The 22219-nt window shown below is 73.8% G+C and carries 22 protein-coding genes; 3 read left to right on the top strand and 19 right to left on the bottom strand.

The genetic code is table 11. From position 1 onward, the window contains the following. Position 1 precedes the first annotated feature (1 nt). The 13 genes from BKA00_RS31375 to BKA00_RS31315 form a co-directional block, all read right to left on the bottom strand. Positions 2-568 carry a hypothetical protein gene (locus BKA00_RS31375; RefSeq protein ID WP_185031193.1) on the bottom strand — a complete coding sequence of 189 codons (567 nt, stop codon included), beginning with the start codon at positions 566-568 and terminating at the stop codon, positions 2-4. After that, positions 565-1785 carry a glycosyltransferase gene (locus BKA00_RS31370; RefSeq protein ID WP_221493369.1) on the bottom strand — a complete coding sequence of 407 codons (1221 nt, stop codon included), beginning with the start codon at positions 1783-1785 and terminating at the stop codon, positions 565-567. The genes BKA00_RS31375 and BKA00_RS31370 overlap by 4 nt, the downstream gene beginning before the upstream one ends. Before the next feature lie 3 nt (positions 1786-1788). Then, complete coding sequence (locus BKA00_RS31365) at positions 1789-3345, bottom strand: glycosyltransferase family 4 protein (RefSeq protein ID WP_221493368.1); 1557 nt, start codon at positions 3343-3345, stop codon at positions 1789-1791. A gap of 212 nt (positions 3346-3557) precedes the next feature. Further along, positions 3558-3803, bottom strand: a complete 246-nt coding sequence (locus tag BKA00_RS31360; RefSeq protein ID WP_185031191.1) for a hypothetical protein — start codon at positions 3801-3803, stop codon at positions 3558-3560. Further along, positions 3788-4090, bottom strand: a complete 303-nt coding sequence (locus BKA00_RS31355) for a hypothetical protein (protein WP_185031189.1) — start codon at positions 4088-4090, stop codon at positions 3788-3790. The genes BKA00_RS31360 and BKA00_RS31355 overlap by 16 nt, the downstream gene beginning before the upstream one ends. A 65-nt stretch (positions 4091-4155) precedes the next feature. Then, positions 4156-5544, bottom strand: coding sequence for a glycosyltransferase (locus tag BKA00_RS31350; protein ID WP_221493367.1), 1389 nt, complete (start codon positions 5542-5544; stop codon positions 4156-4158). 4 nt (positions 5545-5548) lie between these two features. Further along, positions 5549-6088, bottom strand: coding sequence for a hypothetical protein (locus tag BKA00_RS31345; RefSeq protein ID WP_185031187.1), 540 nt, complete (start codon positions 6086-6088; stop codon positions 5549-5551). Next, a complete protein-coding gene (locus BKA00_RS31340) occupies positions 6085-7308 on the bottom strand; it encodes a glycosyltransferase (protein WP_221493366.1) in 1224 nt (407 codons plus the stop codon). The genes BKA00_RS31345 and BKA00_RS31340 overlap by 4 nt, the downstream gene beginning before the upstream one ends. Before the next feature lie 2 nt (positions 7309-7310). Continuing rightward, positions 7311-8645, bottom strand: a complete 1335-nt coding sequence (locus BKA00_RS31335; RefSeq protein WP_185031185.1) for a nucleotide sugar dehydrogenase — start codon at positions 8643-8645, stop codon at positions 7311-7313. A 3-nt stretch (positions 8646-8648) separates the two neighbouring features. Further along, positions 8649-10253 carry a glycosyltransferase family 2 protein gene (locus tag BKA00_RS31330; RefSeq protein ID WP_221493365.1) on the bottom strand — a complete coding sequence of 535 codons (1605 nt, stop codon included), beginning with the start codon at positions 10251-10253 and terminating at the stop codon, positions 8649-8651. Beyond that, positions 10243-11274 (bottom strand): Gfo/Idh/MocA family protein, encoded by a 1032-nt coding sequence (locus tag BKA00_RS31325; protein WP_185031177.1) that lies wholly within the window; start codon positions 11272-11274, stop codon positions 10243-10245. The genes BKA00_RS31330 and BKA00_RS31325 overlap by 11 nt, the downstream gene beginning before the upstream one ends. After that, on the bottom strand, positions 11271-11795 hold the full coding sequence (locus tag BKA00_RS31320) for a DegT/DnrJ/EryC1/StrS family aminotransferase (RefSeq protein ID WP_185031176.1): 525 nt from the start codon (positions 11793-11795) through the stop codon (positions 11271-11273). The genes BKA00_RS31325 and BKA00_RS31320 overlap by 4 nt, the downstream gene beginning before the upstream one ends. Continuing rightward, complete coding sequence (locus BKA00_RS31315; RefSeq protein WP_221493364.1) at positions 11792-12991, bottom strand: hypothetical protein; 1200 nt, start codon at positions 12989-12991, stop codon at positions 11792-11794. Before BKA00_RS31315 ends, BKA00_RS31320 begins: the two co-directional genes overlap by 4 nt. Positions 12992-13044: 53 nt before the next feature. On the opposite strand from BKA00_RS31315, the gene BKA00_RS31310 reads away from it, so the two are divergent. After that, complete coding sequence (locus BKA00_RS31310; protein ID WP_230299052.1) at positions 13045-14373, top strand: SDR family NAD(P)-dependent oxidoreductase; 1329 nt, start codon at positions 13045-13047, stop codon at positions 14371-14373. A gap of 4 nt (positions 14374-14377) precedes the next feature. Here BKA00_RS31310 and BKA00_RS31305 read toward each other — a convergent pair whose 3' ends face one another. Genes BKA00_RS31305 through BKA00_RS31295 form a run of 3 tightly spaced genes read right to left on the bottom strand, consistent with a single transcriptional unit; the run spans position 14378 to position 18040 of the window. Further along, the gene (locus tag BKA00_RS31305; RefSeq protein WP_185031172.1) at positions 14378-15994 is read right to left on the bottom strand and encodes a hypothetical protein; all 1617 of its coding nucleotides are present in this window, start codon (positions 15992-15994) and stop codon (positions 14378-14380) included. Positions 15995-16017: 23 nt separating this feature from the next. Then, entirely contained in the window at positions 16018-17379 is a 1362-nt protein-coding gene (locus BKA00_RS31300) for a DUF2201 family putative metallopeptidase (protein WP_185031171.1), read from the bottom strand. Positions 17380-17437: 58 nt separating this feature from the next. After that, positions 17438-18040 carry a TetR/AcrR family transcriptional regulator gene (locus BKA00_RS31295; RefSeq protein ID WP_185031170.1) on the bottom strand — a complete coding sequence of 201 codons (603 nt, stop codon included), beginning with the start codon at positions 18038-18040 and terminating at the stop codon, positions 17438-17440. Between the two features lie 35 nt (positions 18041-18075). On the opposite strand from BKA00_RS31295, the gene BKA00_RS31290 reads away from it, so the two are divergent. Then, complete coding sequence (locus BKA00_RS31290; RefSeq protein ID WP_221493363.1) at positions 18076-18669, top strand: maleylpyruvate isomerase family mycothiol-dependent enzyme; 594 nt, start codon at positions 18076-18078, stop codon at positions 18667-18669. 62 nt (positions 18670-18731) lie between these two features. Here the strand turns inward: BKA00_RS31290 and BKA00_RS31285 are convergent, their stop codons facing one another. After that, on the bottom strand, positions 18732-19286 hold the full coding sequence (locus tag BKA00_RS31285; RefSeq protein WP_185031168.1) for a TetR/AcrR family transcriptional regulator: 555 nt from the start codon (positions 19284-19286) through the stop codon (positions 18732-18734). Between the two features lie 132 nt (positions 19287-19418). Here BKA00_RS31285 and BKA00_RS31280 point away from each other — a divergent pair, with 132 nt between their 5' ends. Continuing rightward, positions 19419-20003: a DUF2867 domain-containing protein gene (locus BKA00_RS31280; RefSeq protein WP_185031166.1), complete on the top strand. Its 585-nt coding sequence runs from the start codon at positions 19419-19421 to the stop codon at positions 20001-20003. A 106-nt stretch (positions 20004-20109) separates the two neighbouring features. Here the strand turns inward: BKA00_RS31280 and BKA00_RS31275 are convergent, their stop codons facing one another. Next, a complete protein-coding gene (locus tag BKA00_RS31275; protein ID WP_185031164.1) occupies positions 20110-21720 on the bottom strand; it encodes a solute symporter family protein in 1611 nt (536 codons plus the stop codon). Continuing rightward, positions 21717-22070 carry a DUF485 domain-containing protein gene (locus tag BKA00_RS31270; protein WP_230299050.1) on the bottom strand — a complete coding sequence of 118 codons (354 nt, stop codon included), beginning with the start codon at positions 22068-22070 and terminating at the stop codon, positions 21717-21719. Before BKA00_RS31270 ends, BKA00_RS31275 begins: the two co-directional genes overlap by 4 nt. Positions 22071-22219 lie beyond the last annotated feature (149 nt).

Genomic DNA, 22219 nt, shown 5'->3' with positions numbered 1-22219 from the left:
CTCACCTTTCGGGCCGGCCGACGACAGTCCCTGCGCCGGCGGCGGTGGAGACGGGCCCCGCATGGGCGGCGGTGTAGGCGAGCCGGGCTCCCGAGCCGACGACGAGGTCGCGCAGCTCGGAGGCGGTGACCGCCGACTCCGCGTCTCCGACGACGACCAGGTCGATCGATCTTCTGACCAGGAGGTCGCGGTGGGCGACGCGCTCCCGGACCCGGACGGGATCACGCTGGTAGAAGCCGAGGAGCCGGTGGTGGATCGGCCGGGCGACGCGGCGCCGGTGGAACGACTGCATGCGCGCTCCGACCCCCTCCACCGGGCCGCGCAGGCACACGCGCATCAGGAACAGGGGGACGCGGTCCACCAGCAGCCGCATCACCGCGGGCCGATGGCCGCGCACGAGCCTGCGCCATTCGACCATCTCGGCGTCTTCGGGCAGCGGGTCGTTCCGCCACCTGGCCGGGTCGCCGACCAGCACGGTCGCGGCTCCCCCCGCCGCGAGGACGTGTTCGGCCTCTGCGACGATCACATGCCGGCGTGATCCGCCCAGAGCGAGGAAAAGGACGTTCACGATTCCCCTCCTCCCTTCGCGCCCGTGTCCGGGAACCAGTGCCGGTGATGCGCCTCCGCCACCGCGCCGTATCCGAACCGGGCCTCCAGCACCCGCCCGGCCTCGGCCAGGTCGAGGTCGTGCGGAAACCGGTCGCGCAGCCGGCGGTAACCGTCGATGATCGGCTCCGCGCCCTCGCCGACCTCGACCATCTCCCCGGCCGCGCCCTCCACGCCCGCCAGCGTCCGCTCGGGGCCACCGCAGCGGGTGACCAGCACCGGCATCCCCGCCGCCACCGCCTCGACGACCGAGACGCCGAACGTCTCCCAGCGGGCCGGGTGGACGAGGAGGTCGTGCTCGCGCATGAGCCGGGTGCACTCGTCCAGGGGGACCGGGGGCAGGAACGACACGGCGTCCTGGACCTCCAGCTCCGCGGCGCGCTGCGCGAGCCGGTCGCCCAGAGCCCCCTTCCCGACCATGGTCAGGGTGAGCGCGGGGTCCTCCGCCCGGCACTTGGCGAACGCCTCCAGCAAGGGGCCGACGCCCTTGCGCTCGATGAGGCTGCCCACGTACAGCCAGCGGCGCAGCTCGGTGACCGGCCGGGCACGGGTCACGCCGAACGAGATCGGGTTCGGGATCACGTCGATCTTGCCGGAGTACGCCGGGAACGCCGCCACCAGCTGCTCGCGCAGGGCCTCCGTCACCGCGAAGAAGCGCGTGCACCGGTCGAGGACCCGCTCGTACAGCGCGTGCGAGTCCGGCTGTTCGAGGACCTGGTCGAGGTAGGAGGCGTGCTCGGTCACGAACACCCTCGCGTCCGGACGGGCGTTCTCCAGCGCCGTCCAGCCACCCCGGAGGCCGACGTGGGCGTGCACCACCCTCGCCGGGATCGGCTCGCCGTCCAACGCCAGGCGAAGCCCCTCCGCGTGTTCCCGGGCCTGCGCCCCGAAGGTGCGTCCCCGCATGAGGACCGGGACGCGCAGCAACCGGGCCGCTCCGGGCGCCGGGACGTACTCCAGCGCGTCCGGCAGCAGACGCCGGTGCGCCTCCTCAGCCGCCGCCCCGGCCTCCGGCCCGCCCCTGAGCGGCCAGCCGTCGGTGTGGTAGACGGTGACCGCGCCGCAGCCCGGCGCGGTCGCCTCCACCATCGCCTGGACGAACGCCCCCTGGAACTTGTGGTGCGGGGCGGGGTACCAGGGCGTGAGGACGGCCACATCCCTTTCGCCGGCGCCGTTCATCGCCTAGGCCGCCCTCGGGGAGGGCCGCGCGGCGGTCGGCAGCAGTTCCGTGTAGACGCCGTCCAGGATCTCGGCCTGCGCCTCCCAGGTCCACGCGCGGAGCAGGTCCGGGCGTGCGTCGTACACGGCGCGGTACCGCTCCGGGTCGCTCAGCACGGCCTCGGCGGCCCGGACGTAGTCGTCCTCGTCCTCGGCCCGGAACACCTCGCCCTGCCCGGTGCCCCGCACCATCTCGCTCATCGCCTTGACGTCGCTGACGACGATCGGGAGCCGCGCGTGCGAGTACTCGAAGAACTTCGTGATCAGCGCGATCTCGTGGTTCGGCCAGTGGTGGATCGGGATGGCGCCGAAGTCCGCCGCCGCCAGGAACGGGACGACCTGGTCGAACGGAACGTACGGCAGGATGTGCACCCGGTCCCGGACACCGAGCTCGTCGGCGCGCTGGAGCAGCCGCTTCGCCTCGCTGCCTCCCGGCACCGGAACGACCAGGGCGACGTGCAGCCCCGCCAGCCGCGGCAGGGTCTCGATCATGATGGTGAGGCCGCGCGGCTCGGAGGCGCCGCCGCTGTAGACGGCGATCGGGGTGCCGGCGTCCACGCCGCACAGCTCCCGCAGGTCAGGAATGAAGCCGGAGGCGGCCGGGTCCTCCCCGATGAGCGGCGCGTTGAGCACGACGGCCGGCTTGTGCCGGAGCCCGTGGTGCTCGACGAGCATGTCGGCGAGGGCCGCCGAGACGGTCACCACCGCGTCGGCCGCGCCGGCGTACTCGCGTTCGTAGGCGCACACGGCGGGATGCCAGCGCGCCCCGTCATGCCAGGGGCGGATGCCGGGAAGGAACTCGTGCGCGTCCCACACGAGCTTCACCTCGCGGCCTCTGGCCCGCGCACGCCGCACGGCGCGCGCGCCGACCCCGAGCATGCGGAAGTCGTTGGCGTGGATGATGTCCGGTTCGAGCTCGTCGACGGTCGCCCTGTAGGCGGTGTCCCAGTCCCACAGGCCGCGGTCCAGAACGCGCCAGGCCCGATCGCCCAGGAGCTTCCGCCAGAACGCGAGGGTGAGGCGCTCGACCGGCGAGTTCGCGTCCGTGCGGGCCCTGGTGAGGGAGTCCGTCTGGTGGGCGCGCAGCGCGACCCAGCTCTGCTGGGTCTTCGCCGAGATCCGCCGGGCCCACAGCCATGCCTTCCACACCGGCCCGTCGAAGCCGGGTGCGAGGCGGGTCGCGGCGATGTCGGCCCGCCGGGACTGGACCAGCCGCCGCCGGTACGCCGCGACCTCCGTGTGCGGATAGGCCAGCGGACGGCGGAGCGTGGACCGCCAGACCCGGGCGCGCGGCCTGCTGAGGATCTCCTGCCGCGGGACGAGCAGGACGCGGGCGCCGCCCAGCCGCCAGGTCTGCCTCCTCCGGCCCCGGACGCAGCCGAGGAGGTGCACCTCCCACCCCGCGGCGGCGATGGACGTCGCGGCCTTCTGCACCCGGGAGTCCTTGTCGACGCCGTTGTCGACGAGCATGACGACACGGCCACGCGATTCCCCGGGATCGCTCTCCCCCACGGTGCGCATACGGCATCCTCCGTTCGGTCCAGCCGTGCCATCCGGCGCCGAGTGGCGGATGAGCGGCACGGTCGTTCGGCGGTAAGACGCGACTCACCTGCAAGTATGTGAGGTCTGGCCTCGACAGCCGGTGAGGGCGCGGTGAACGCCGGGCGAACGGAAACGGTCGTCGCGGGTCGTCAAGGGTCGTCGCGGGTCGGCCGCGCCGGCCCGCGACGGGGTCAGCCCCGGGCTTCCAGCGACTTGTCCATCCGGGTCGTCACGGTGACGCCGGGATGCCGCCGCGCCAGCCTCCAGGCGAGCGGAACCCCGTCCCTGTCGGCGACGACGACCCGCACCACCTGGGTCATGTCGATGTCACGCAGGACTTTCCGGCGGGCGAGCCGGGCCAGCAGCAGCGGCCGGACGTGCCGGTAGAACGGCAGGAACAGCCGCCGGTGGACGGCACTGCTCAGCCGGCCCCGCACCCGTTCCAGCACCGCGCCGGGACGACCGAGCCGTGCCAGCGGACGCACCACGAGCCGCGGCGCCCGGACGACGATGGCGCGCTCCAGCCACGGCAGGGGATGCCTGGCCTCCGCCTGGTCGAGCCGGTGCAGCCGGGCCCGCTCGTCCAGCCGCGCCGCTCGGCGGTCAGAACGTCCACGTGCGCGCCCTCGTCCAGGAAGTGGGCGGCCAGCCGGATGACGTTCTTGCGCTTGCGATCGGGGTCCATGGCCACGAGCAGGACCCGCGGGGGTCGTTCACCGTTCACGTCGTCACCCTCCCGCACCGTCGTTTCCGGCACCGTCGTTTCCGGCACCGTCTCTTCCGGCGCCGTCATCCGGCCACGGCCCGCTTACGGCCCGCCAGCCCTGCCAGCCGCTGGACGAGCGGCTCCAGCGCGACGTTCCGCTCGAACCGGTCGGCGTACCCGCGCGCCTCCGTGACCTGCCGCCCGTCGAGCCCGGCCGCGGCCTTGGCCGCCGCGACCATCGACGCGGCGATGTCCTCCGGGTCGAGACCGCCCGGGTTGAACCACAGCGGGTAGTCCCGGAGGATCTCCTCGGCCGCGGAGCCGGGGGCGTGGACCGACACGATGGGCCGTCCCGCCGCCATGTACTCGAAGATCTTCCCGGAGGTCACGTAGCGCGCGCCGCCCGCCAGGAAGACCAGCACGTCGGACGTCCGGTAGACCTCGGCGATCTCCGTCTTGGACACCGGGCCGCGGTACCGCACCGAGGGCGCGGGGTCCTGCTCCCCCGGAGCGTCCGGCTCCGCGTCGCCGGCTCCGGCGGCGAGCCGCTTGCGGAGCCCGCCGTCCGACCCCTTGAAGAACCCGAGGTATCCGTGGAGGTCCAGTTCCGCGTTCGCCATGTCGGGATGCTCGCGGGCACGGCGGAACCCCTCGACCATCTGCTCGATCGGCTGCTTGCCGGTCAGTGTTCCGACGTAGGCGAAGCGGGGCGCGAGGCCCCCGGCGGGCGCGGCGGCCGACGGCGGCGGCTCGGCGACGGCCGGGAACGTGTCGGCGTCCCAGCCGTTGGGGACCACGAACATCCGGTCGGCCTGGCCGGGGTAGCGCTCCGCGTGCCAGGTCCGCAGCGCCTCGTTGACGAACACGATGCCGGACGCGGATCCCAACACCCGGCTCTCCCACTTCCAGGCCGGGTCGCCGTCCGCGAACGCGGGCTCCTCGCTGAACAGGTCGAGCGTCCAGGAGTCCCGGTAGTCGAGGATGTAGGGGATCCGAGCCAGCTGGTGAAGGCGCCAGGCCGCACCGAACGACGCGAACGGGTTGCCGGTCGCCAGCACCACGTCGAACCGGCGGCGCGCGTGCATGCGCAGAGCCTTGCGGACGCAGGCGCGGGCCCACGAACCGTACCGTTCCGGGAAGCGGTGCTCCTGCCCCCACTCGTACATCGACTGGGCCAGGTGGGGGAACCTGCCCCGGAAGCCGCTGTAGTCCTGGAGTTCCGTCTGCCAGGAGTACTGGTTCAGCTTGGGCCGCACCACCGTGATGCTCGGGTCGACGGTCTCGCCGAGCTTCTCGTCGACCGACCCGATGGTGTCGTACAGGAAGGGCAGCGGCGCCGTGAAGACCGTGACGTCGAAGCCCTGCTGGACGAGGCGGTTGGCGGTGGCTCGTGCCCGGTAGACCCCGCTCGCCCGGGAAGGGGGGAAGTAGAAGGCGAGGTAGAGCAGGCGCGGGCGGCGGTGGGGGGACATGGCTTCATCCTCTGGCGTGACCGGCCGTGGGTAGGTGGTGGTCGATGGTGTAGGCGAGGGGCGCCCCCGTGCCCGTCAGGACGTCCGCGAGCTCGGAGGCCGTCACGAGTGACTGGGCGTCGCCGACGACGACGAGGCCGACGGACCGGCCGGAGATCACGTCCCGCTCGACGGCCCGGCGGCGGACCTGGACGGGGTCGCGCCGGTAGCGGCGGGCCAGCCGGCGGTTCAGGGGCTTCGCGACGCGGCGCCGGTAGGCGTTGTCGAGCCGGTCGCGCCATCGGCGCAGCGGCCCGGGCAGGCAGATCCGCAGCACCAGCCGCGGTGCCCGGTACAGCCAGAACCGCACCCAGCCGGGCCGGTAGCCGCGCTCGACCTCGGCCAGCTCGACGACCTCGGCGCCCTCCGGGAGCGGGTGCTTGCGCCACGCCGACGGCTTGCCGATCAGCACGGTCGCGGTCCCGCCGCCCGCGATGACGCGCTCGGCCTCCGCGGAGACGGCGCCCTTGCGCGAGGCTCCCAGGGCGAGAAAAAGGACGTTCACGATTCTCCTCCCCCGTTCGGACCCGGTTCCGGGAACCAGTGCCGGTGATGCTCATCGGCCACGGCGCGGTACCCGAACCGCGACTCCAGCACCCGCCCGGCCTCGGCCAGGTCGAGGTCGTGCGGGAACCGGTCCCGCAGCCGGCGGTACCCGCCGACGATCGATTCCGCGTCCTCCCGGACCTCGATCATCTCTCCCGCGGCGCTCTCCACGCCCGCCAGGGTCCGCTCGGGCCCACCGCAGCGCGTGACGAGCACCGGCATCCCGGCGGCCACGGCCTCGATGACCGACACCCCGAACGTCTCCCAGCGGGCCGCGTGGACGAGAAGATCATGCTCGCGCATGAGCCTGTGGGCCTCGTCCGGGGGGACCGGGGGGACGAACGACACGGCGTCCTGGACCTCCAGCTCCGCGGCGCGCTGCGCGAGCTGGTCGCCCAGGGCTCCCGCCCCGACCATCGTGAGCGTCAGCGCGGGGTCCTCCGCATGGCACTTGGCGAACGCCTCCAGCAGCCAGCCGACGCCCTTGCGCTCGATGAGGCTGCCCACGTACAGCCAGCGGCGCAGCTCGGTGACCGGCCGGGGACGGGCCGTGCCGAACGAGATCGGGTTGGAGATCACGTCGATCTTGCCGGAGTACGCCGGGAAAACCGCCAGCAACTGCTCGCGCAGGGCCTCCGTCACCGCGAAGAAGCGCGTGCAGCGGTCCAGGACCTGCTCGTACATGTCGCGCGAGTCCGGCTGTTCGAGGACCTTGTCGAGGTAGGAGGCGTGCTCGGTCACGAACACCCTCGCGTCCGGACGCGCGTTCTCCAGCGCCGGCCAGCCGCCCCGCAACCCCACGTGGGCGTGCACCACCGGCTCCGGGAACGGCTCGCCGCCCAGTGCCTCACGCAGCCATGCCGCGTGGTGCCGGGCGAGCTCGGCGTAGCTGCATCCGGCCGGGATCAGCACCGGGACGCGCAGCAGCCCGGTGCCCGCGACGGTCGTCGCGCGGTGCAGCGCCCGCGGCATGAGGGCCCGGTGCGCCTCGGCCGCGGCGGCCGCGGCCTCCGGTTTCATCTTCGCCGACCACGCGTCGGTCTGGTAGACGGTGACCTCGCCGCACCCCGGCGCCGTCGCCTCCACCATCGCCTGGACGAACGCCCCGGCGAAGGGCGTCTGCGGAATCGGGTACCAGGGGGTGACGACCGCGACGTCGCGGTTGCCGGCTTCTCTCATTTTCACCTCTCGGCGGGCGCCGGCCGCCCGGCCGGCGCCTTCTGCTCGGCGGCGGGGGCGCCGATCACGACGTGGGCGACGCCGGGCCAGCGGGCGGCGTCGGTGACGCGGCGGCCGTCGACCAGGGCCTTGACGCCCGGCAGGTCGTCCGCGCCGAGTTCGCGGTAGGCGGAGTGGTCGGCCTGCACGATCGCGGCCGTGACCGACTCGCCGCGGTGGGGCGGCAGGCCCAGGGCCTCCAGTTCCTCGGCGGTGTACATCGGGTCGGACACGTACGGGACGGCGCCGCGCCGCCGCAGCGCCTCGACCGTGGGGAAGACGCCGGAGAACGCCGTCTCTTTGACGCCGCCCCGGTACGCCGCGCCCAGCACGAGGACGCCCGCGCCGGTCAGGTCGCCGTAGGCGTCGGCGAGGAGGCCGACGGCGTACTCGGGCATGCCCGTGTTGGCCTCGCGGGCGGCGCGGACGACGGTCGCGTCCGGGTCGTTCCACAGGTACATCCGCGGATACACCGGGATGCAGTGGCCGCCGACGGCGATGCCCGGCTTGTGGATGTGGCTGTACGGCTGGGTGTTGCAGGCCTCGATGACCTTCATGACGTCCACGCCCGCCGCGTCGGCGTAGCGGGCGAACTGGTTGGCGAGGCCGATGTTGACGTCGCGGTAGGTGGTCTCGGCGAGCTTGGCGAGCTCCGCCGCCTCCGCGGAACCGAGGTCCCAGACGCCGTTCGGGCGGTCGAGGTCGGGCCGCTCGTCGAAGTCGAGGACCCGCTCGTAGAACTCGACGCCGTGCCGGGCGGACGCCTCGTCGATGCCGCCGACGAGCTTGGGGTAGCGGCGCAGGTCGGCGAAGATCCGGCCGGTCAGCACGCGCTCCGGGCTGAACACCAGGTGGAAGCCGTCGCCCGCGGTGAGGCCCGAGCCCTCCGCCAGCATCGGGGCCCAGCGGTCCCGGGTGGTGCCGACGGGCAGCGTCGTCTCGTAGCTGACGAGCGTGCCGGGGCGCAGGCCCTGCGCGATGGAGCGGGTCGCGGCGTCCATCCAGCCGAAGTCCGGGACGCCCTCCGCGTCGACGAACAGGGGCACCACCACGACGACCGCCTCGGACTCGGCGACCGCCGCCGCCGTGTCGGTCGTCGCGGTGAGCAGCCCCGCCCGCACCGCCTCGGCGAGGTGGACGTCAAGCTCCGCCTCGCCGGGGAACGGCTCGCGCCCGGCGTTGACCTCGGCCACGACACGTTCGTCCACGTCGGCGCCGATCACCTGGTGGCCCTTGCGGGCGAACTGCACCGCGAGCGGGAGACCGATCTTGCCGAGCGCGACCACGCAGATCCGCATGTGCTACTTACCTCCAAGGGACGTCACGCGCCGGACCCGCTGGGCGACGGCCTGGGCCGGACGTACCGGACGTGTCTCGATCATCGTGCCGTGCCGGTCGTCGCCGGAGACCCCCAGCCGGTAGGGCCTGGCCCGGTGCCAGAACAGCTCGCCGCGCGGGCCGGGCACGACGGACGCCCCCGGCGGCACGGGGACGTCGTGCGTCTCGCCCGCCGCCCGCACGACCAGCCGGAGGGCGTGCCGGTTCCGGCCGGACGCCGCGATGAGCGCCGCCGGGATCCGGGCGGTGACGTGCAGGCCGTCCTCGCGCGCCTCGCGGGTGGTGTACTCGTCGAGGCCGAGGGTCTCCCCGCCGCCGCGGGGGGCGAGCGCGAGCCGCACGGTCGCGGGGTCGCCGGCCTCGGGGCCGGTGAGCGGGGTCCGGACGGTGATGTCCACCGTGTCCCGTCCGCACCGCGCGGCGACCGTCCGCACCTCCCGGGACAGCCGCTTGCGCATCCCCTTGGTGATCTCGAACAGGTCGTCCGGCAGTCCGAGGCGCGGGTCCTCGAAGCCCTGGTAGGCGAGGTAGGTCCGGCCGTTCTTGAGCGCGATCGGGTAGGGCCGCTCGGCGACCCCGTCCCGGATCGCCTCGCACAGCAGGTCGACCTCGCCGAGCTGCGCCAGCCGGAGCCGGGCGCGGCGGACGATCGGCAGCGTGTAGAGGACCTCGTCGGTCACGTAGCGCTCGACGAGGCCACCGACGCGGGCGCAGACGTCCTCCTGCGTCGCGCGGTCGAGTTCGAGGAACCCCTCCCGCGTCGGCATCGTCAGCTCCCAGCGGGTGTGCCGCCTGAGGATCGCGTCCCGCTTCGGGCCGGGTTCGATCAGGTCGGCGACGACGCCGAACAGGCTCTCCGCGCATTCGAGCCGGGTGTGGACCTGGACGGCGCCCTGCGTGATGTTGCCGCCGTCGTCGCGCAGCACCGCGTAGTAGCAGGTGTAGTCGGCGAGGACGGAGATCCGCCGGGCGCGCACGCAGGCCTCGAGGGTGAACGGCTGGTCGCTGCCGATCCGCATGTGCTCGTGGAACCGCAGCTTGTGCCGCTCCACCAGCTCGCGGCTGAACAGCTTGCAGTTCGACAGCACCCACGGCAGCACCGAGTCGTACAGGTCGATCTCGGGGCGGTTCTCGGCGAACAGCTCGGGCCGCCGGACGGCCCGCCCGTTGACGCCCTCCATCTTCCCGACCAGGACGTCCGAGCCCCACTCGTCGGCCGCCGCGACCATGCGCTCCAGCGCCTCGGTGCCCAGGTAGTCGTCGGCGCCGACGAAGTAGACGTAGCGGCCGGTCGCGTGGTCCAGCGCGCGGTTGCTGGGAGACGCCGGGCCGCCGGAGTTCGGCTGGCGCAGCACCCTGATGACGCCGGGGTACTGCGCGGCGAACCGGTCGAGCTCGGCGCCGCTGCCGTCGGTGGAGCCGTCGTCGACCGCGACGACCTCCATGCGGTCCGGGCCGATGCTCTGCCCCACCAGCGAGTTCAGGCAGTCGGTCAGGTACGGCATCGTGTTGTAGACCGCGACCACGACGGTGACGTCGGGCACCCCGGCACTTCCGTCAGACGGCACCGAGGGCCTCCTCGGGGAGGAGCGTCACCGTCTCGCCGAGGCGGGCGGACTTCAGGACGGCGGCCGACACCTGGACCGTCCGCAGGCCCTGCCGCAGGGTGACGACGTCGCCCTGGGCCGCCCCGCCGGGGCCGGCGAGGACCGCGTCGCGGAAGCGCTCGTGCTCGACCAGCAGCGGCTCGCGCTTGGGGATCGCATACCGGATCATGTCGCCCTCGGAGACGCCGCGGAACGCGCGCAGCGCCTCCCACTCGGTGCTCACCTCCCCGTTGGCGTAGAAGGTGAGGTCGGCGGTGAGCGTGTCGGCGATGAAGCATCCGCGCTCGCCGGTGACGACGGTGGTGCGCTCCTTGAACGGGCTCAGCCAGTTCACCAGGTGGTTGGCCATGGCGCCGTCGGCCAGGCGGCCGACGGCGGCGACCATGTCCTCGTGGGGGCGGCCGCTGCGCGCCACGGTGTGCGCGGAGACCGACACGTAGTCCTGGCCGGTCACCCACCCGGTCAGGTCGATGTCGTGGGTCGCGAGGTCCTTGACGACGCCGACGTCGGCGATCCGGTGCGGGAACGGGCCCTGGCGGCGCGTGACGACCTGGAACACCTCGCCCAGCTCGCCCGCCTCCAGCCGGGTCCGCATGCTCTGCAGCGCCGGGTTGTAGCGCTCGATGTGGCCGACCCCGGCCACGAGACCGCGCGACTCGAACGCCGTCACGAGCCGTTCGGCGGCCTCCACCGACTCGGCGAGCGGCTTCTCGATCAGCGCGCCGACGCCGCCCTCGGCGAGCGCGAGCCCGATCTCCTCGTGCAGCGCCGTCGGGCAGGCGACCACCGCGTAGTCGACGCCGGCGTCCAGCAGGTCCTGGAGGGAGGCCATCATCGGCACCCCGTGCGGGGCGCCGTCGGGCCGCCCGGCCGGGTCGACGATGCCGACGAGGTCGACGCCGTCCAGCCCGGACAGGACCCGGGCGTGGTTGCGTCCCATCACGCCCAGCCCGACCAGGCCCGCGCGCAGCGGCGCGCTCACGACGCGGCCCCGGCGGCGTTGACCGCGTCCGCCACGCGCGCCAGCTCGTCGTCGGCGAGGGACGGGTGCACCGGCAGCGACAGCACCTCGGCCGCCGCGCGCTCGGTCTCGGGCAGGTCCCAGCGCGGGTCCGGGGCGCCGTCCTTCAGGAACGGCCTGAGCCGGTGGACGGGCGTCGGGTAGTAGACGGCGCTGCCGACCTTCCGCTCGTCGAGGCGCCGCTGGAAGGCGTCCCGGTCGCCGGCGACGCGAACGGTGTACTGGTGGTAGACGTGCCGCACGCCGGGCGCGACCGGCGGCACCGCGGCCCCGGTGATCTTGGCGTCCAGGAACCGGGCGTTGGCGATGCGGCGCTCGGTCCAGCCGGGCAGCCGCCCGAGCTGCACGCGGCCGATGGCCGCGGCGACGTCGGTGAGCCGCACGTTGGCGCCGACGATCTCGTTGGCGTAGCGCTGCTCCATGCCCTGGTTGCGCAGCAGCCGCAGCGTCCGGGCGGTCTCCGCGTCGGCGGTGGTGATCATGCCGCCTTCGAGGGGTACGGAGGATTCTGCAAGGCGATCTGGGCGCGGAGACCCTTGATGCGTCGCCCGGCCAGGGACCACTCCTGCGTGACCTCCATGAGGCGGGCGAAGGTGGCCTTGTCCTTGGGGCGGTTGTACTCGTCCCAGACGATGGCCTTGTCACCGGGCTCCAGGAACGGGCCCGACAAAAGGTTGTCGAGGGTTCCGTCCAGGGTCGGGACGGGCGCGCACAAGTCCTCCACGTTGGTGACGGGCAGCGAGAAGTAGAGCGGGTCCGCGCCGAGTTCGTCCCGGACCACCTCCTTCACCACCTCCGTCTTGCCGCAGCCGGGAGGTCCCTGCACGAGCACGGCCCAGCGCCGCTCGATCGCCGTGCGGACGACCCGGCGGACGGCGTCCGGCACGTGCGCCGGGTCCGGGACGTCGGCCCCGGCGCGCCGCAGCTCGGAGGCGATGCGGCCGAGGATCTCGGGGGCCTGGTCGTTCGCCCGCTTCCCGCCCGAGGCGGCCAGGGGCAGGCGGCGTCCGTCCACCAGGGGCAGGCCCCAGGCGAGCGGCAGCCCGGCGAGCGCGCAGTCGAGGACGTGCTCCAGCGTGCGCGGCGACAGCAGCCGGCGCAGCTCGGCGGGCAGCGACGCCCACACCCGGAACACGCCGGTGAGGTCGACGCCGCGGAACCTGCGCGACAGCGCGGCCCGCCACGCGGTGTCGGCGGCCGTGACCCGCAGCGTCGCCATCCGGTCCAGGACGGCCGGGTCCGTGCGGAGCGCGGCGGTCTCGGTGAGCGTCTCGTTGTCGGTCAGGAACACCCCCACGCAGCCGAGCGCGCGCAGGTCGTGCTCGCCGAGCGTCCAGTTGCAGGCGATCTGCATGAGCTGCGACTGGATCGTCGCGCCCGCCTGGAGCGAGTCGTCGATGAGCAGCACGAACGGCCGGCCCGGTTTGAGCTGCCTCATGATGAGCTGCCGCAGCACCAGCTCCCCGTCCTGCCGGACGGGCGCGTTGACGAGCAGGTCGTCGGGGGTGAGGTTCGCGGCCGGGACGTAGACGAGCGCGGTGTCCCCGCGGCGGCGGACGTGGTGGAAGAACGTGGAGGTCTTGCCGATGCCGTGCTCGCCGAAGACCTGCCCGGTGATCCCGAGGTCGATCATCGTGTCGATGAAGCGGGCCAGCCGCGGCCCGTCCGGCATGCTCATGCGATCAAGTACAGCGGTCCGGACCGTCCGGTTCAGCCGATTTAATGGCGCGCATGCGCGACGACGATGTGCGGACCTGCCTGCGCGTCCTGGCGGAACTGGCGGACGCTCCGGACGGCGACCCCGACGTGGCGCGGGTGCGGGCGGCGGCGGGCGCGTTCGTGCGGCGGACGCGGGAGCGCGAGCGGGCGGAGGCCCGGCTGCGGCGCGCGGCGGCCGACGCGCGGATGCTGGCCGCGACCGCCACCGGCGCGGCCGGACGCGTCGAGGGCGCGCCCGCCGAGCCGCCGCGCGAGGCCGTCCCGTCCGGGACGGTGACGGGCGGGCTGCGCGCCTGCTACGTCTGCAAGGCGCACTTCCGGGAGGCCGACGCGTTCTACCACCGCCTCTGCCCGCCGTGCGCGCGGGAGCACCGGCGGCACCGGCACGCGCGGGCCGACCTGGCGGGGCGCCGCGCGATCGTCACGGGCGGGCGGGTCAAGGCCGGGTTCGAGCTCGTGCTGAAGCTGCTGCGGGACGGCGCCGCCGTGACCGCCCTGACCCGGTTCCCCGCCGACGCGCGCCGCCGCTTCGCCGAGGTCGCCGACCGGGACGACTGGCACGACCGCCTCACGGTCGCCGGCATGGACCTGCGGGACGTCCCGTCCCTCGTGCGGTGGTGCGACGCGCTCGTCGAGGCCGGCGAGCCGCTCGACATCCTGGTGAACCTGGCGGCGCAGACGCTGCGGCATCCGCCGGAGTCGTACGCCGAGTTGCTGGCGGGCGAGGGGGCGCCGGGCGGGGAACTGCGGGCGGGCGGTCTCCACCACCGGCGGGGGCTCGCGGCGCCCGGCCCGCTGCCCGTACCCCTGGCGACCGGAGCGGTCGACATCGCGGGCCTGCTGCGCGACCCGTCCCCGGTCAACTCCTGGACGCGGCTGGTGCACGAGGTCGATCCCGTCGAGCTGCTGGAGGTGCAGCTCATCAACGTGACGGCGCCGTTCGTCCTGCTGGGACGGCTGCGTCCCCTGCTGGAGCTCTCGCGGCATCCGCGGCGGTACGTGGTGAACGTCTCGGCCGTCGAGGGGCAGTTCGACCGCGTGTACAAGGGCGCCGAGCACCCGCACACGAACATGGCGAAGGCGGCGCTGAACATGCTGACGCGCACGACCGCGTCCGAGCTGGCCGAGCACGGCGTGCACGTGACCAGCGTCGACCCTGGCTGGTTCACCGACCAGCAGCCGGAGCCCGCGCGGGCGCGCCGGACCGCCGCCGGGTTCCGCCCGCCGCTGGACGTCGTCGACGCCGCGGCCCGGATCTACCACCCGATCGTGCGCGGCGAGCGCGACGGCGACCCGCCGAGCGGCTGCCTGCTGAAGGACTACCAGGTCGTCAACTGGTGAGCGCTCAGCCGGAGACGGCTCCGGCGGTCGCGAGCAGCTCGGGGAGCGTGCCGACGAACCCGTCCTCCAGCAGCTTGAGCGCCACCATCCACGCTTCGGGGCGCCCGCCGAGATGCCGGTCGACGTGCTCGGCGAGGCGGCGCAGCACCCGCGGGTCGGGCATGCCCTCGACCTCGCCGAGGAGCGGCTCGACCTCCACCGCCGCGAGCAGGGCGTCGACGTCCGCCGCCGCGAGGACGGCGTCGGCGGTGACCTCCCGGTCCGCCGCGAACAGCCGTCCCGCCCGCTCGCCGTAGGCGAGCACGGGGTCCCAGTGGCGGCGCACTCCGGGTTCGCGGAGGCGGCGCGTACGCCCGTGGCCGGTCTCGTCGACGAACGGCGGCGTCAGGGGGACGTCACCGTCCAGCCCGAGCCGCGCCCTGACCTGCGCCGTGCCGCGCAGCCCCGGGAGCCACAGCGTCTCGGCGACCGCCCGCAGCGCCTTCTCCGGGACGGTCGCGGTCACGAACTCGGCGGTCAGCGTCCCGGCGGCGAAGCCGTTCCCGGCGACCTTGACGATCACGTCCGGGCCCGCCCCCGCCGCGGCGAGGTCGGCGAGCACCTCGGGCGCGGGGTCGGGCAGCAGGACGGCCAGGTCGGGATGGTCGGCGACGACGATCCGGACCAGGTCGAGCGGGGCGTCGGTGCGCCTCGCCACGAACCGGGCCGCGCGAAGGGGGAACGGCCCCTCCGCCGCCCGGCGCCGCGGCTCGTCGGCCAGCACCGCGTCCCAGCCCACGCGCGGGACGCACGGGTGGCGGCGGTTCACGACCGTCCGGACGAGCGGCCTGCCGCGCCACGGCTCGCAGCCGTCCACGTCGGCGATCTCGGCGACCGAGCGGAGGAACTCGGGCCTGCGCACCCGCTGCGAGAGCTCCCGCAGCCGCCGCTCCCCCTCCGCGCTCGCCAGCGCCGCCTGCGCGTACGCCAGCACGCTGGGCTCGGACTCTTCCGGTCCCCAGCGGAACGCGGGCAGCCGCCCGTCCTCGACGAGCCGCCGGATCTCGTCCCGCCGGTCGGCGTCCAGCAGCGTCAGGCAGGCCAGGACGGCGCCGTGCGGATCGGCGCCCGCGCCGAGGTAGAGCAGAGCGTCCCCGGCCAGGTCCGGGTCGGCCGCGCACAGCAGCGCGTGGTCGAGGGGCTCCTGCCCCCGCGTGGACAGCAGGGCCTCCCGCACCTCGGAGGGCAGCGGCAGCGGCGTCACGCCGTCCCGCCGGGACGTCTGGTGGGCGAGCTGGCGGCGCAGGTTCCGCGGGATGCGCCCGAGGGCGCTCTCGGCGGTCAGCAGGGTCGCGTTGACCTCGGGGTCGTCCAGGTCGAGCAGCCGCCCCAGCAGCTCCGGCGGGTCGCCCGCGAGCACGGCGTGCTGGACGAGCAGGTCCAGGTCACTGGGCCGGCCGCGGCGCAGCAGCGCCTCCAGGACGACCCGGTTCGGCCTGCCGAAGCTGTGCACCGCGACCTCGACGCGGCTCTTCGGGAGATGGCCGAGCAGCGCGTCCATCTCGCCGGGCGCCGCGAACCGCAGCAGGCCGGCCGTGCAGCGGGCGATGTTCCTGGCGCGGGTCCTGGGGTGGGGGGCCATGAGCCGTCACCGTAGCCGAAAGATCACCCTGGGCGGACCCGGTGGCAGGCCATTCCCCGCCGCTCCGGCCACTCGTCTCCCCCGGAGGTGATCAGCCAGATCCACTTCCCCGGGTCGGCCGGGGCGATCGGGTCGGCGTACCCGTCGGTCACCACGATGACGGCGTCGGCGGGCTCGTCCCGTCCCTCCGCGTGCCGCCGGACGGCGTCGAAGTCCGTCCCGCCCCCGCCGCGGAGCGGCTCCCCGGGCCGGAACGGCTTCACGGAGGCGTCGAAGGCGACCCACTCGGCCTCGGCCCCGTCGATCCGGCCGACCAGCTCGCCCAGCCACTCCACGAGGCCGTCCGGCATCGACCCGGACGTGTCCAGCGCGATGACCAGCGACTTCACCCGCTGCGGCCCGCGCCGCGCCAGCATCGGCTCGTGGCCGAGCGCCGCCAGCACGGCGCCGCGCTTCTTCGGGTACACGAGCCGCTCCCCCTCCTCAAGCTTCGAGGCGAGGACGTCCACGAGCCACCGCTGCCACCACTCCACCCGCCGCGTGGCCGACGTGGCGCCCCGGAGCGCGTGCGCCCCGAGGTCGCCCCAGATCCTGTCGACGCCCTCCGAGGCCCCCTCGGTGCGCCGCAGCAGGTCGAGCAGTTCGTCGCGCGCCACCCGGTCACCCCGCCGCGCCGCGATGAGCACGCTCCGCAGCACGTCGTCCCCGACCCGCGCGACCGTCTCCTGGTCGAGCGCGTCGACGAGCACGTGGATGCAGGCCGCCTGCCCGGCGCCCGGCGGGTTCCGCATCCGCCCGAGCTCCCGGTAGACGCTCATGTCGGTCTCGACCCACCGCTCGAACTCGAGCGGCTCGGCGCCCTGCTCCCGCAGATCCTCGGCATAGGACGCGTACACGCCGCGCGGCGAGATCCCCACGGGCGCGCCACCGATCTCGGGGAGCCCGGCTCCGAGGCGCACCATCGCGACATGATTGATCGTGACCTCGCACGCCAGCGTGAACACCGGGTCGCTCCGCAGGTCGGCGTCCGCGAACAGGTGCCGCTGGACGAGGTGCCGGGCCTCGTGGAACAGGACGAACCGCACCCCCTCGCCCCCGATCGCCACGAAGAACTCGGGGTTGTAGAGGAGCAGGCAGGACCCGTCCCCGGAGGCGACCACGGCCGCCGTGTCCACGGCCGTCGTGGGCACCTGGTGGTGGCACTTGCTGAACAGCCACGACGCGACGGCGCTGTGCGTCATCCCCAGTTCGAGCAGCGCCCGCTCCTTCAGCCGCCGCGCCGCGTCGACAACCTCCGCGCCGGCGGGCCGCCACCGCTCCAGCGCCCGCCGGTCGGCCAGCTCGACGACCGGCACCCGCGGCCGCCCGACCTCTCCGTACCCCACACCCCCACCTTCCCGGCAGCCCGCGCCCCCGTTCCACCGATTTACGGAGGCCCGGGGATCAGGCGGGCAGCCCGGCCGCGTGGCGCATGGCGGCCCGCGCCCGGCCCGCGGCCGAGGGGTCGCCGAGCAGCTGGATCTCCTGGTTGGCCGCCATCGACAGGCCCGTCAGCGCCGTGGCGACCTCCTCCGCGGGGCGGTGCGGACCGGGCAGCGCCTCCTGGGCGGCGGCGACCTCCGCCGCCAGCGCCCGGCGGTGGGACGCGACGATCTCGCGCAGCCGGTCGCGCAGCGGCCCCGGCCGCCCGTCGAGCTCGGACGTGGCGGCCGTGACGAAGCAGCCCCCGGGGAACGGGCAGTCGGCCAGGTAGCCGACCCACCCGTCGATGAGCCGTTCCAGACGCTCCGGCCCGGGCGGCAGGCCGTCCAGGGGCCCGGTCACCGCCGCGCGGAAGACCTCGCAGGCCTGGTCCAGCGCGGCCATGAGCAGCCGCTCGCGCGACCCGAACGGCCCGACCAGGCCCGCCTTGCTCATGCCGAGCCGCTGCGCCAGCGAGCCGACCGTCAGTCCTTCCAGCCCCACCCGCGAGGCCTCGGACACCGCCGCGCCCACGATCCGCTCACGGGTCCGGGCCGCTTCGGCCGCCGAGTGTCGAGGAGACATGGAGCCAGAATAGCGAACGTACGTACGCTATGGTTTTGACGAACGACCGTTCGCCAACGATGGGACGCGACATGACCCGCCTGCTCAGCCTCGACGCCACCGCGGTGGCCCTGATCGGCCACGACGTGGCCCTGATCCCCGACGCCGCGATGGCGGACCCGACCCCCTGCGAGGGATGGACGGTCACGGACCTCCTCCACCACATGAACGAGCGGCACGAGGCCATCGCGCGGACCGCGCTGCCGCCCCTCGAACCCTCCGCCGACCCGCGCGGCGACTTCGCCCTGGTCGCCGCCCGCTGCCTCGCCGTCCTCGAACGGGCGGGCGAGACCGTCACCATGCCCCGGCTGGGCCCGGTGCCGACCGAGTGGGTGCTCGGCATCCACGCGGTCGACATGCTGGTCCACCGCTGGGACCTGGCGCGCGCGCTCCGCACCACGCCCGCCGTCCCGTCCTGGATCGCCGAGGCGGCGCTGCCTCTCGCCCGCGCCAACACCGCGCCCGGCAGCCCCCTCAACGGACCCGGGGGCGCCTACCGCCCCCCGCGGGCCGAGGAGCCGTCCCGCCCGGCGATCGACAACCTGGCCGCCCTCCTGGGCCGCGACCCGAACTGGGCACCCCCACGTTGACTTGCGGCGTGTTGCCCTTCTGCGAGGGCCGATAAGGGCGACACGCCGCAAGTCAGCGCACGTCAGGTGTCGCCCAGCAGGAGGCTGCCGGCGCGTTCCACTACCTCGCTCCGGGTTCTCGGGCCGTGGTCGGCGGCCAGGAAGTGGCTGCCGACCAGGAGGCAGAAGGCAAGCATGCTGCGGGCCTCGACCTCGTCGGGGTCCGAGCAGAAGGTGCCGAACAGCTCGCGCAGGTAGTCCATGCGCTGGTTGTCCACGCGGCGGACGCGCTCGGCGACGGCCGGGTCGCGGCGGGCCCAGTCGCGCATGGCGAGGTCGATGTGCAGGTGGTCGCCCGCCCGGGTGAGCATGCCCGCCCGCCGGATCTTCGCGCGGGCGTCGCCGCCCTCGCGTTCGACCTGGGCGCGCATGTCGGCGACGGACTGCCGCTCCCAGTGGTCGAGCATGGCCGCCAGCAGCGCCTTGCGGTCGGGGAAGTGGCCGTAGAAGCCGCCCTTGGTGACGCCGAGCGCCTGAGCGAGGGCCTCGACCCGGACCGCGTCGGGCCCCCCGACTGCGAGGGCCTTGAGGCCCTGCTCGATCCAGCTGCTGCGTGGCGTGCGGAGGACGGCGGGCATAGCCCATTATCGCCTCCCCTCCGGATATCCGGATCTCACGGCCCCCCGCCCGGGGCGGATTCATACGGTGCCGTATATTTGAGTGGAGGCGGGCGCGACGGCGCGCCCGCCGACCTTGGAGGTGGCTTGGCGATGAAGCTCCCCGCGAGCGCGCACACCGACCGTCCCTGGCGGATCCACGAGATCACGCCCGACTTCCGGCTCGAGGACGTGTGGGCGCTGCCCGTCACCGGCGGGCCGGACGACTTCCCGAAGCTGCTGGAGCAGATGACCTCCAGCGAGAACCACCTGCCCGGCGTCGCCGGGGTGCTCTTCGCCATCCGCTGGCGGCTCGGGCGGCTGCTCGGCTGGGACAAGGAGGACTCAGGGCTCGACGGGCGGGTGCCGTCGCTGCGCGAGCGGCTGCCGGACGACCTGCGCGGCGGCCCGGCGGGCCCCGCACCCCGTTCGCTGCCGTTCCGGCCGCTCTACCTGACCGGGGACGAGTGGGCCGCCGAGATGGCCAACCGGACGGTGCACGGCGTGATGCACATCGCCTGGGTCCCGGACGGCTCCGGCGGCCACCGCGCCCACATGGCCGTCCTGGTGAAGCCGAACGGCCTGCTCGGCAAGGCCTACATGGCCGCGATCCTGCCGTTCCGGTACACCCTCGTGTACCCGACGCTGATGCGGACCATCGGGCGGGCGTGGAAGGCCCGCGAGACGGCACCGGCCTGACGCCGGGCATGGTGCGGCCCCGTCCCCGCGGGGGCAGAGGGGGACGGGGCCGCGAGCCGCGCGGGTCCGGGCGAGGCCCTCCCGCGCGGCGGCTCTCAGTGGTCGGTCAGTGCTCGCCCGCCGGCTCGGCGCCCGCGCCCGTGAGGGAGCGGACCTCGATCTCGGCGTACTTCTCCGCGTTGAACTCCTTGCTGAGCAGCGTCCCGATCCAGCCGCACAGGAAGCCGAACGGGATGGAGATGATGCCGGGGTTCTCCAGCGGGAACCAGCTGAAGTCGGAGTCGGTGAACAGGGCCTTCTCCGAGCCCGACACGACCGGCGAGAACGCCACCAGGAAGATGGCCGAGCCGAGGCCGCCGTAGATGGCGGAGACGGCGCCGGTGGTGTTGAACCGCTTCCAGAACAGGCTGTACAGGATCGCGGGCAGGTTCCCCGACGCCGCGACCGCGAAGGCGAGGGCGACCAGGAACGCCACGTTGAGGCGCTGGGCGTAGATGCCGAGGACGATCGCCACGGCGCCGATCACGAAGGCGGAGATGCGCGCGACGCGCACCTCGTCCCGCTCCGAGGCCTTGCCCTTCTTGAACACGTGGGCGTACAGGTCGTGGGAGAACGACGAGGACGAGGCGAGCGTGAGGCCCGCCACGACCGCGAGGATCGTCGCGAACGCGACCGCCGCGATGACCGCGAGCAGGATCGTCCCGCCCGCGTCCCCGAAGACGATCTCGCCGATGCGCTGGGCGAGCTGCGGGGCGGCGGTGTTGCCGGCCGGGTTGGCCTTGGCGATCTCCTTGGACCCGACGAGCGCGGCGGCGCCGAAGCCGAGGACCAGCGTGAGCAGGTAGAACACGCCGATGATGCCGATGCCCCACAGCACCGACTTGCGGGCGTCACGGGCGGTCGGGACGGTGTAGAAGCGGATCAGGATGTGCGGCAGCCCGGCGGTGCCGAGGACGAGCGCGAGGCCGAGGCTGATCAGGTCGAGCTTGCCTTCCAGTCCCTGCTTCTCGGTCGCGTAGCGCAGCCCCGGCTCCAGGAACTCGCCGCCCTTGCCGCTCTGGTCGGCGGCGTCCGTCAGCAGGCTGGACAGGTTGAACCCGAACTTGCCCAGCACCAGCAGCGTGATGAGGGTGGCGCCCGTCATCAGCAGCACGGCCTTGACGATCTGGACCCAGGTGGTGCCCTTCATTCCGCCGAACACCACGTACACGATCATCAGCACGCCGACGAGCGCGATCGTCGCGCCCTTGGCGAAGTCGCTGGTGAAGCCGAACAGCAGCGACACCAGGGCGCCCGCGCCGACCATCTGCGCCAGCAGGTAGAAGATCGACACGACGATGGTGGAGACGCCGGCGGCGGTGCGGACCGGGCGGGGGCTCATCCGGAACGCCAGCACGTCCGCCATCGTGAAGCGGCCGGAGTTGCGCAGCAGCTCGGCGACGAGCAGCAGCGCCACGAGCCACGCGACGAGGAACCCGATCGAGTACAGGAACCCGTCGTAGCCGTACAGGGCGATCAGCCCGGCGATGCCGAGGAACGACGCGGCGGACATGTAGTCGCCGCCGATCGCCATGCCGTTCTGCAGGCCGGAGAACGACCGCCCGCCGGCGTAGAAGTCGGTGGCGTTGCGGGTGTTGCGGCTCGCCCACACGGTGATCGCCAGGGTGGCCGCCACGAAGACCAGGAACAGGGTGATCGACAGGGTCTCGTTGCTCACTTGGCCTCCTCCGCGGCCGGGGAGGACTCCGCCTCGATGCGGGCGCGGATCCCGTCGGCGACGGGGTCGAGACGGCGCTCGGCGTGCCGCGCGTACAGGTAGGCGATGAGGAAGGTGGAGACGAACTGCAGCAGCCCGAACACCAGGGCGACGTTGACGGCCCCGAACAGCTCGGTGCCCATGAAGTCGCGCGCCCACCCCGAGAGGACGACGTACAGCAGGTACCAGGTGAGGAACGCCGCGGTCATCGGGAACACGAATCGGCGGAATCTTCGCCGGAGTTCCTGGAACTCCGTGCTGCCCTGGAACCGTTCATAGACGGTGCCGGGGGCTCTCTTGTCGACGGACACGCCCACCCCTCCTCGCTTGTGACGCCGGTCACGCGCAACCGTAAAGATCCTGCTGGGGGGCGGACGAGGGGTCGGGGACAAGGCTGCGACCAGCCGCCGTTCACCGTCGGCCAAAGGCCGCCCCCGTCGCCGAACGGTCGCTCCTGCGC

It is taken from the genome of Actinomadura coerulea (genome assembly GCF_014208105.1).
Classification (GTDB): domain Bacteria; phylum Actinomycetota; class Actinomycetes; order Streptosporangiales; family Streptosporangiaceae; genus Spirillospora; species Spirillospora coerulea.
This window is presented reverse-complemented; position numbering and strand designations above follow the sequence as displayed.

Bases quoted from the DNA above. Each gene is read 5' to 3' on its own strand.
- BKA00_RS31335 (WP_185031185.1), bottom strand. From the start codon at position 8,645: ATGCGGATCTGCGTGGTCGCGCTCGGCAAGATCGGTCTCCCGCTCGCG.
- BKA00_RS31370 (WP_221493369.1), bottom strand. From the start codon at position 1,785: ATGAACGGCGCCGGCGAAAGGGATGTGGCCGTCCTCACGCCCTGGTAC.
- BKA00_RS31350 (WP_221493367.1), bottom strand. From the start codon at position 5,544: ATGTCCCCCCACCGCCGCCCGCGCCTGCTCTACCTCGCCTTCTACTTC.
- BKA00_RS31340 (WP_221493366.1), bottom strand. From the start codon at position 7,308: ATGAGAGAAGCCGGCAACCGCGACGTCGCGGTCGTCACCCCCTGGTAC.
- BKA00_RS31280 (WP_185031166.1), top strand. From the start codon at position 19,419: ATGAAGCTCCCCGCGAGCGCGCACACCGACCGTCCCTGGCGGATCCAC.
- BKA00_RS31315 (WP_221493364.1), bottom strand. From the start codon at position 12,991: ATGAGCATGCCGGACGGGCCGCGGCTGGCCCGCTTCATCGACACGATG.
- BKA00_RS31295 (WP_185031170.1), bottom strand. From the start codon at position 18,040: ATGTCTCCTCGACACTCGGCGGCCGAAGCGGCCCGGACCCGTGAGCGG.
- BKA00_RS31365 (WP_221493368.1), bottom strand. From the start codon at position 3,345: ATGCGCACCGTGGGGGAGAGCGATCCCGGGGAATCGCGTGGCCGTGTC.
- BKA00_RS31320 (WP_185031176.1), bottom strand. From the start codon at position 11,795: ATGATCACCACCGCCGACGCGGAGACCGCCCGGACGCTGCGGCTGCTG.
- BKA00_RS31310 (WP_230299052.1), top strand. From the start codon at position 13,045: ATGCGCGACGACGATGTGCGGACCTGCCTGCGCGTCCTGGCGGAACTG.
- BKA00_RS31305 (WP_185031172.1), bottom strand. From the start codon at position 15,994: ATGGCCCCCCACCCCAGGACCCGCGCCAGGAACATCGCCCGCTGCACG.
- BKA00_RS31285 (WP_185031168.1), bottom strand. From the start codon at position 19,286: ATGCCCGCCGTCCTCCGCACGCCACGCAGCAGCTGGATCGAGCAGGGC.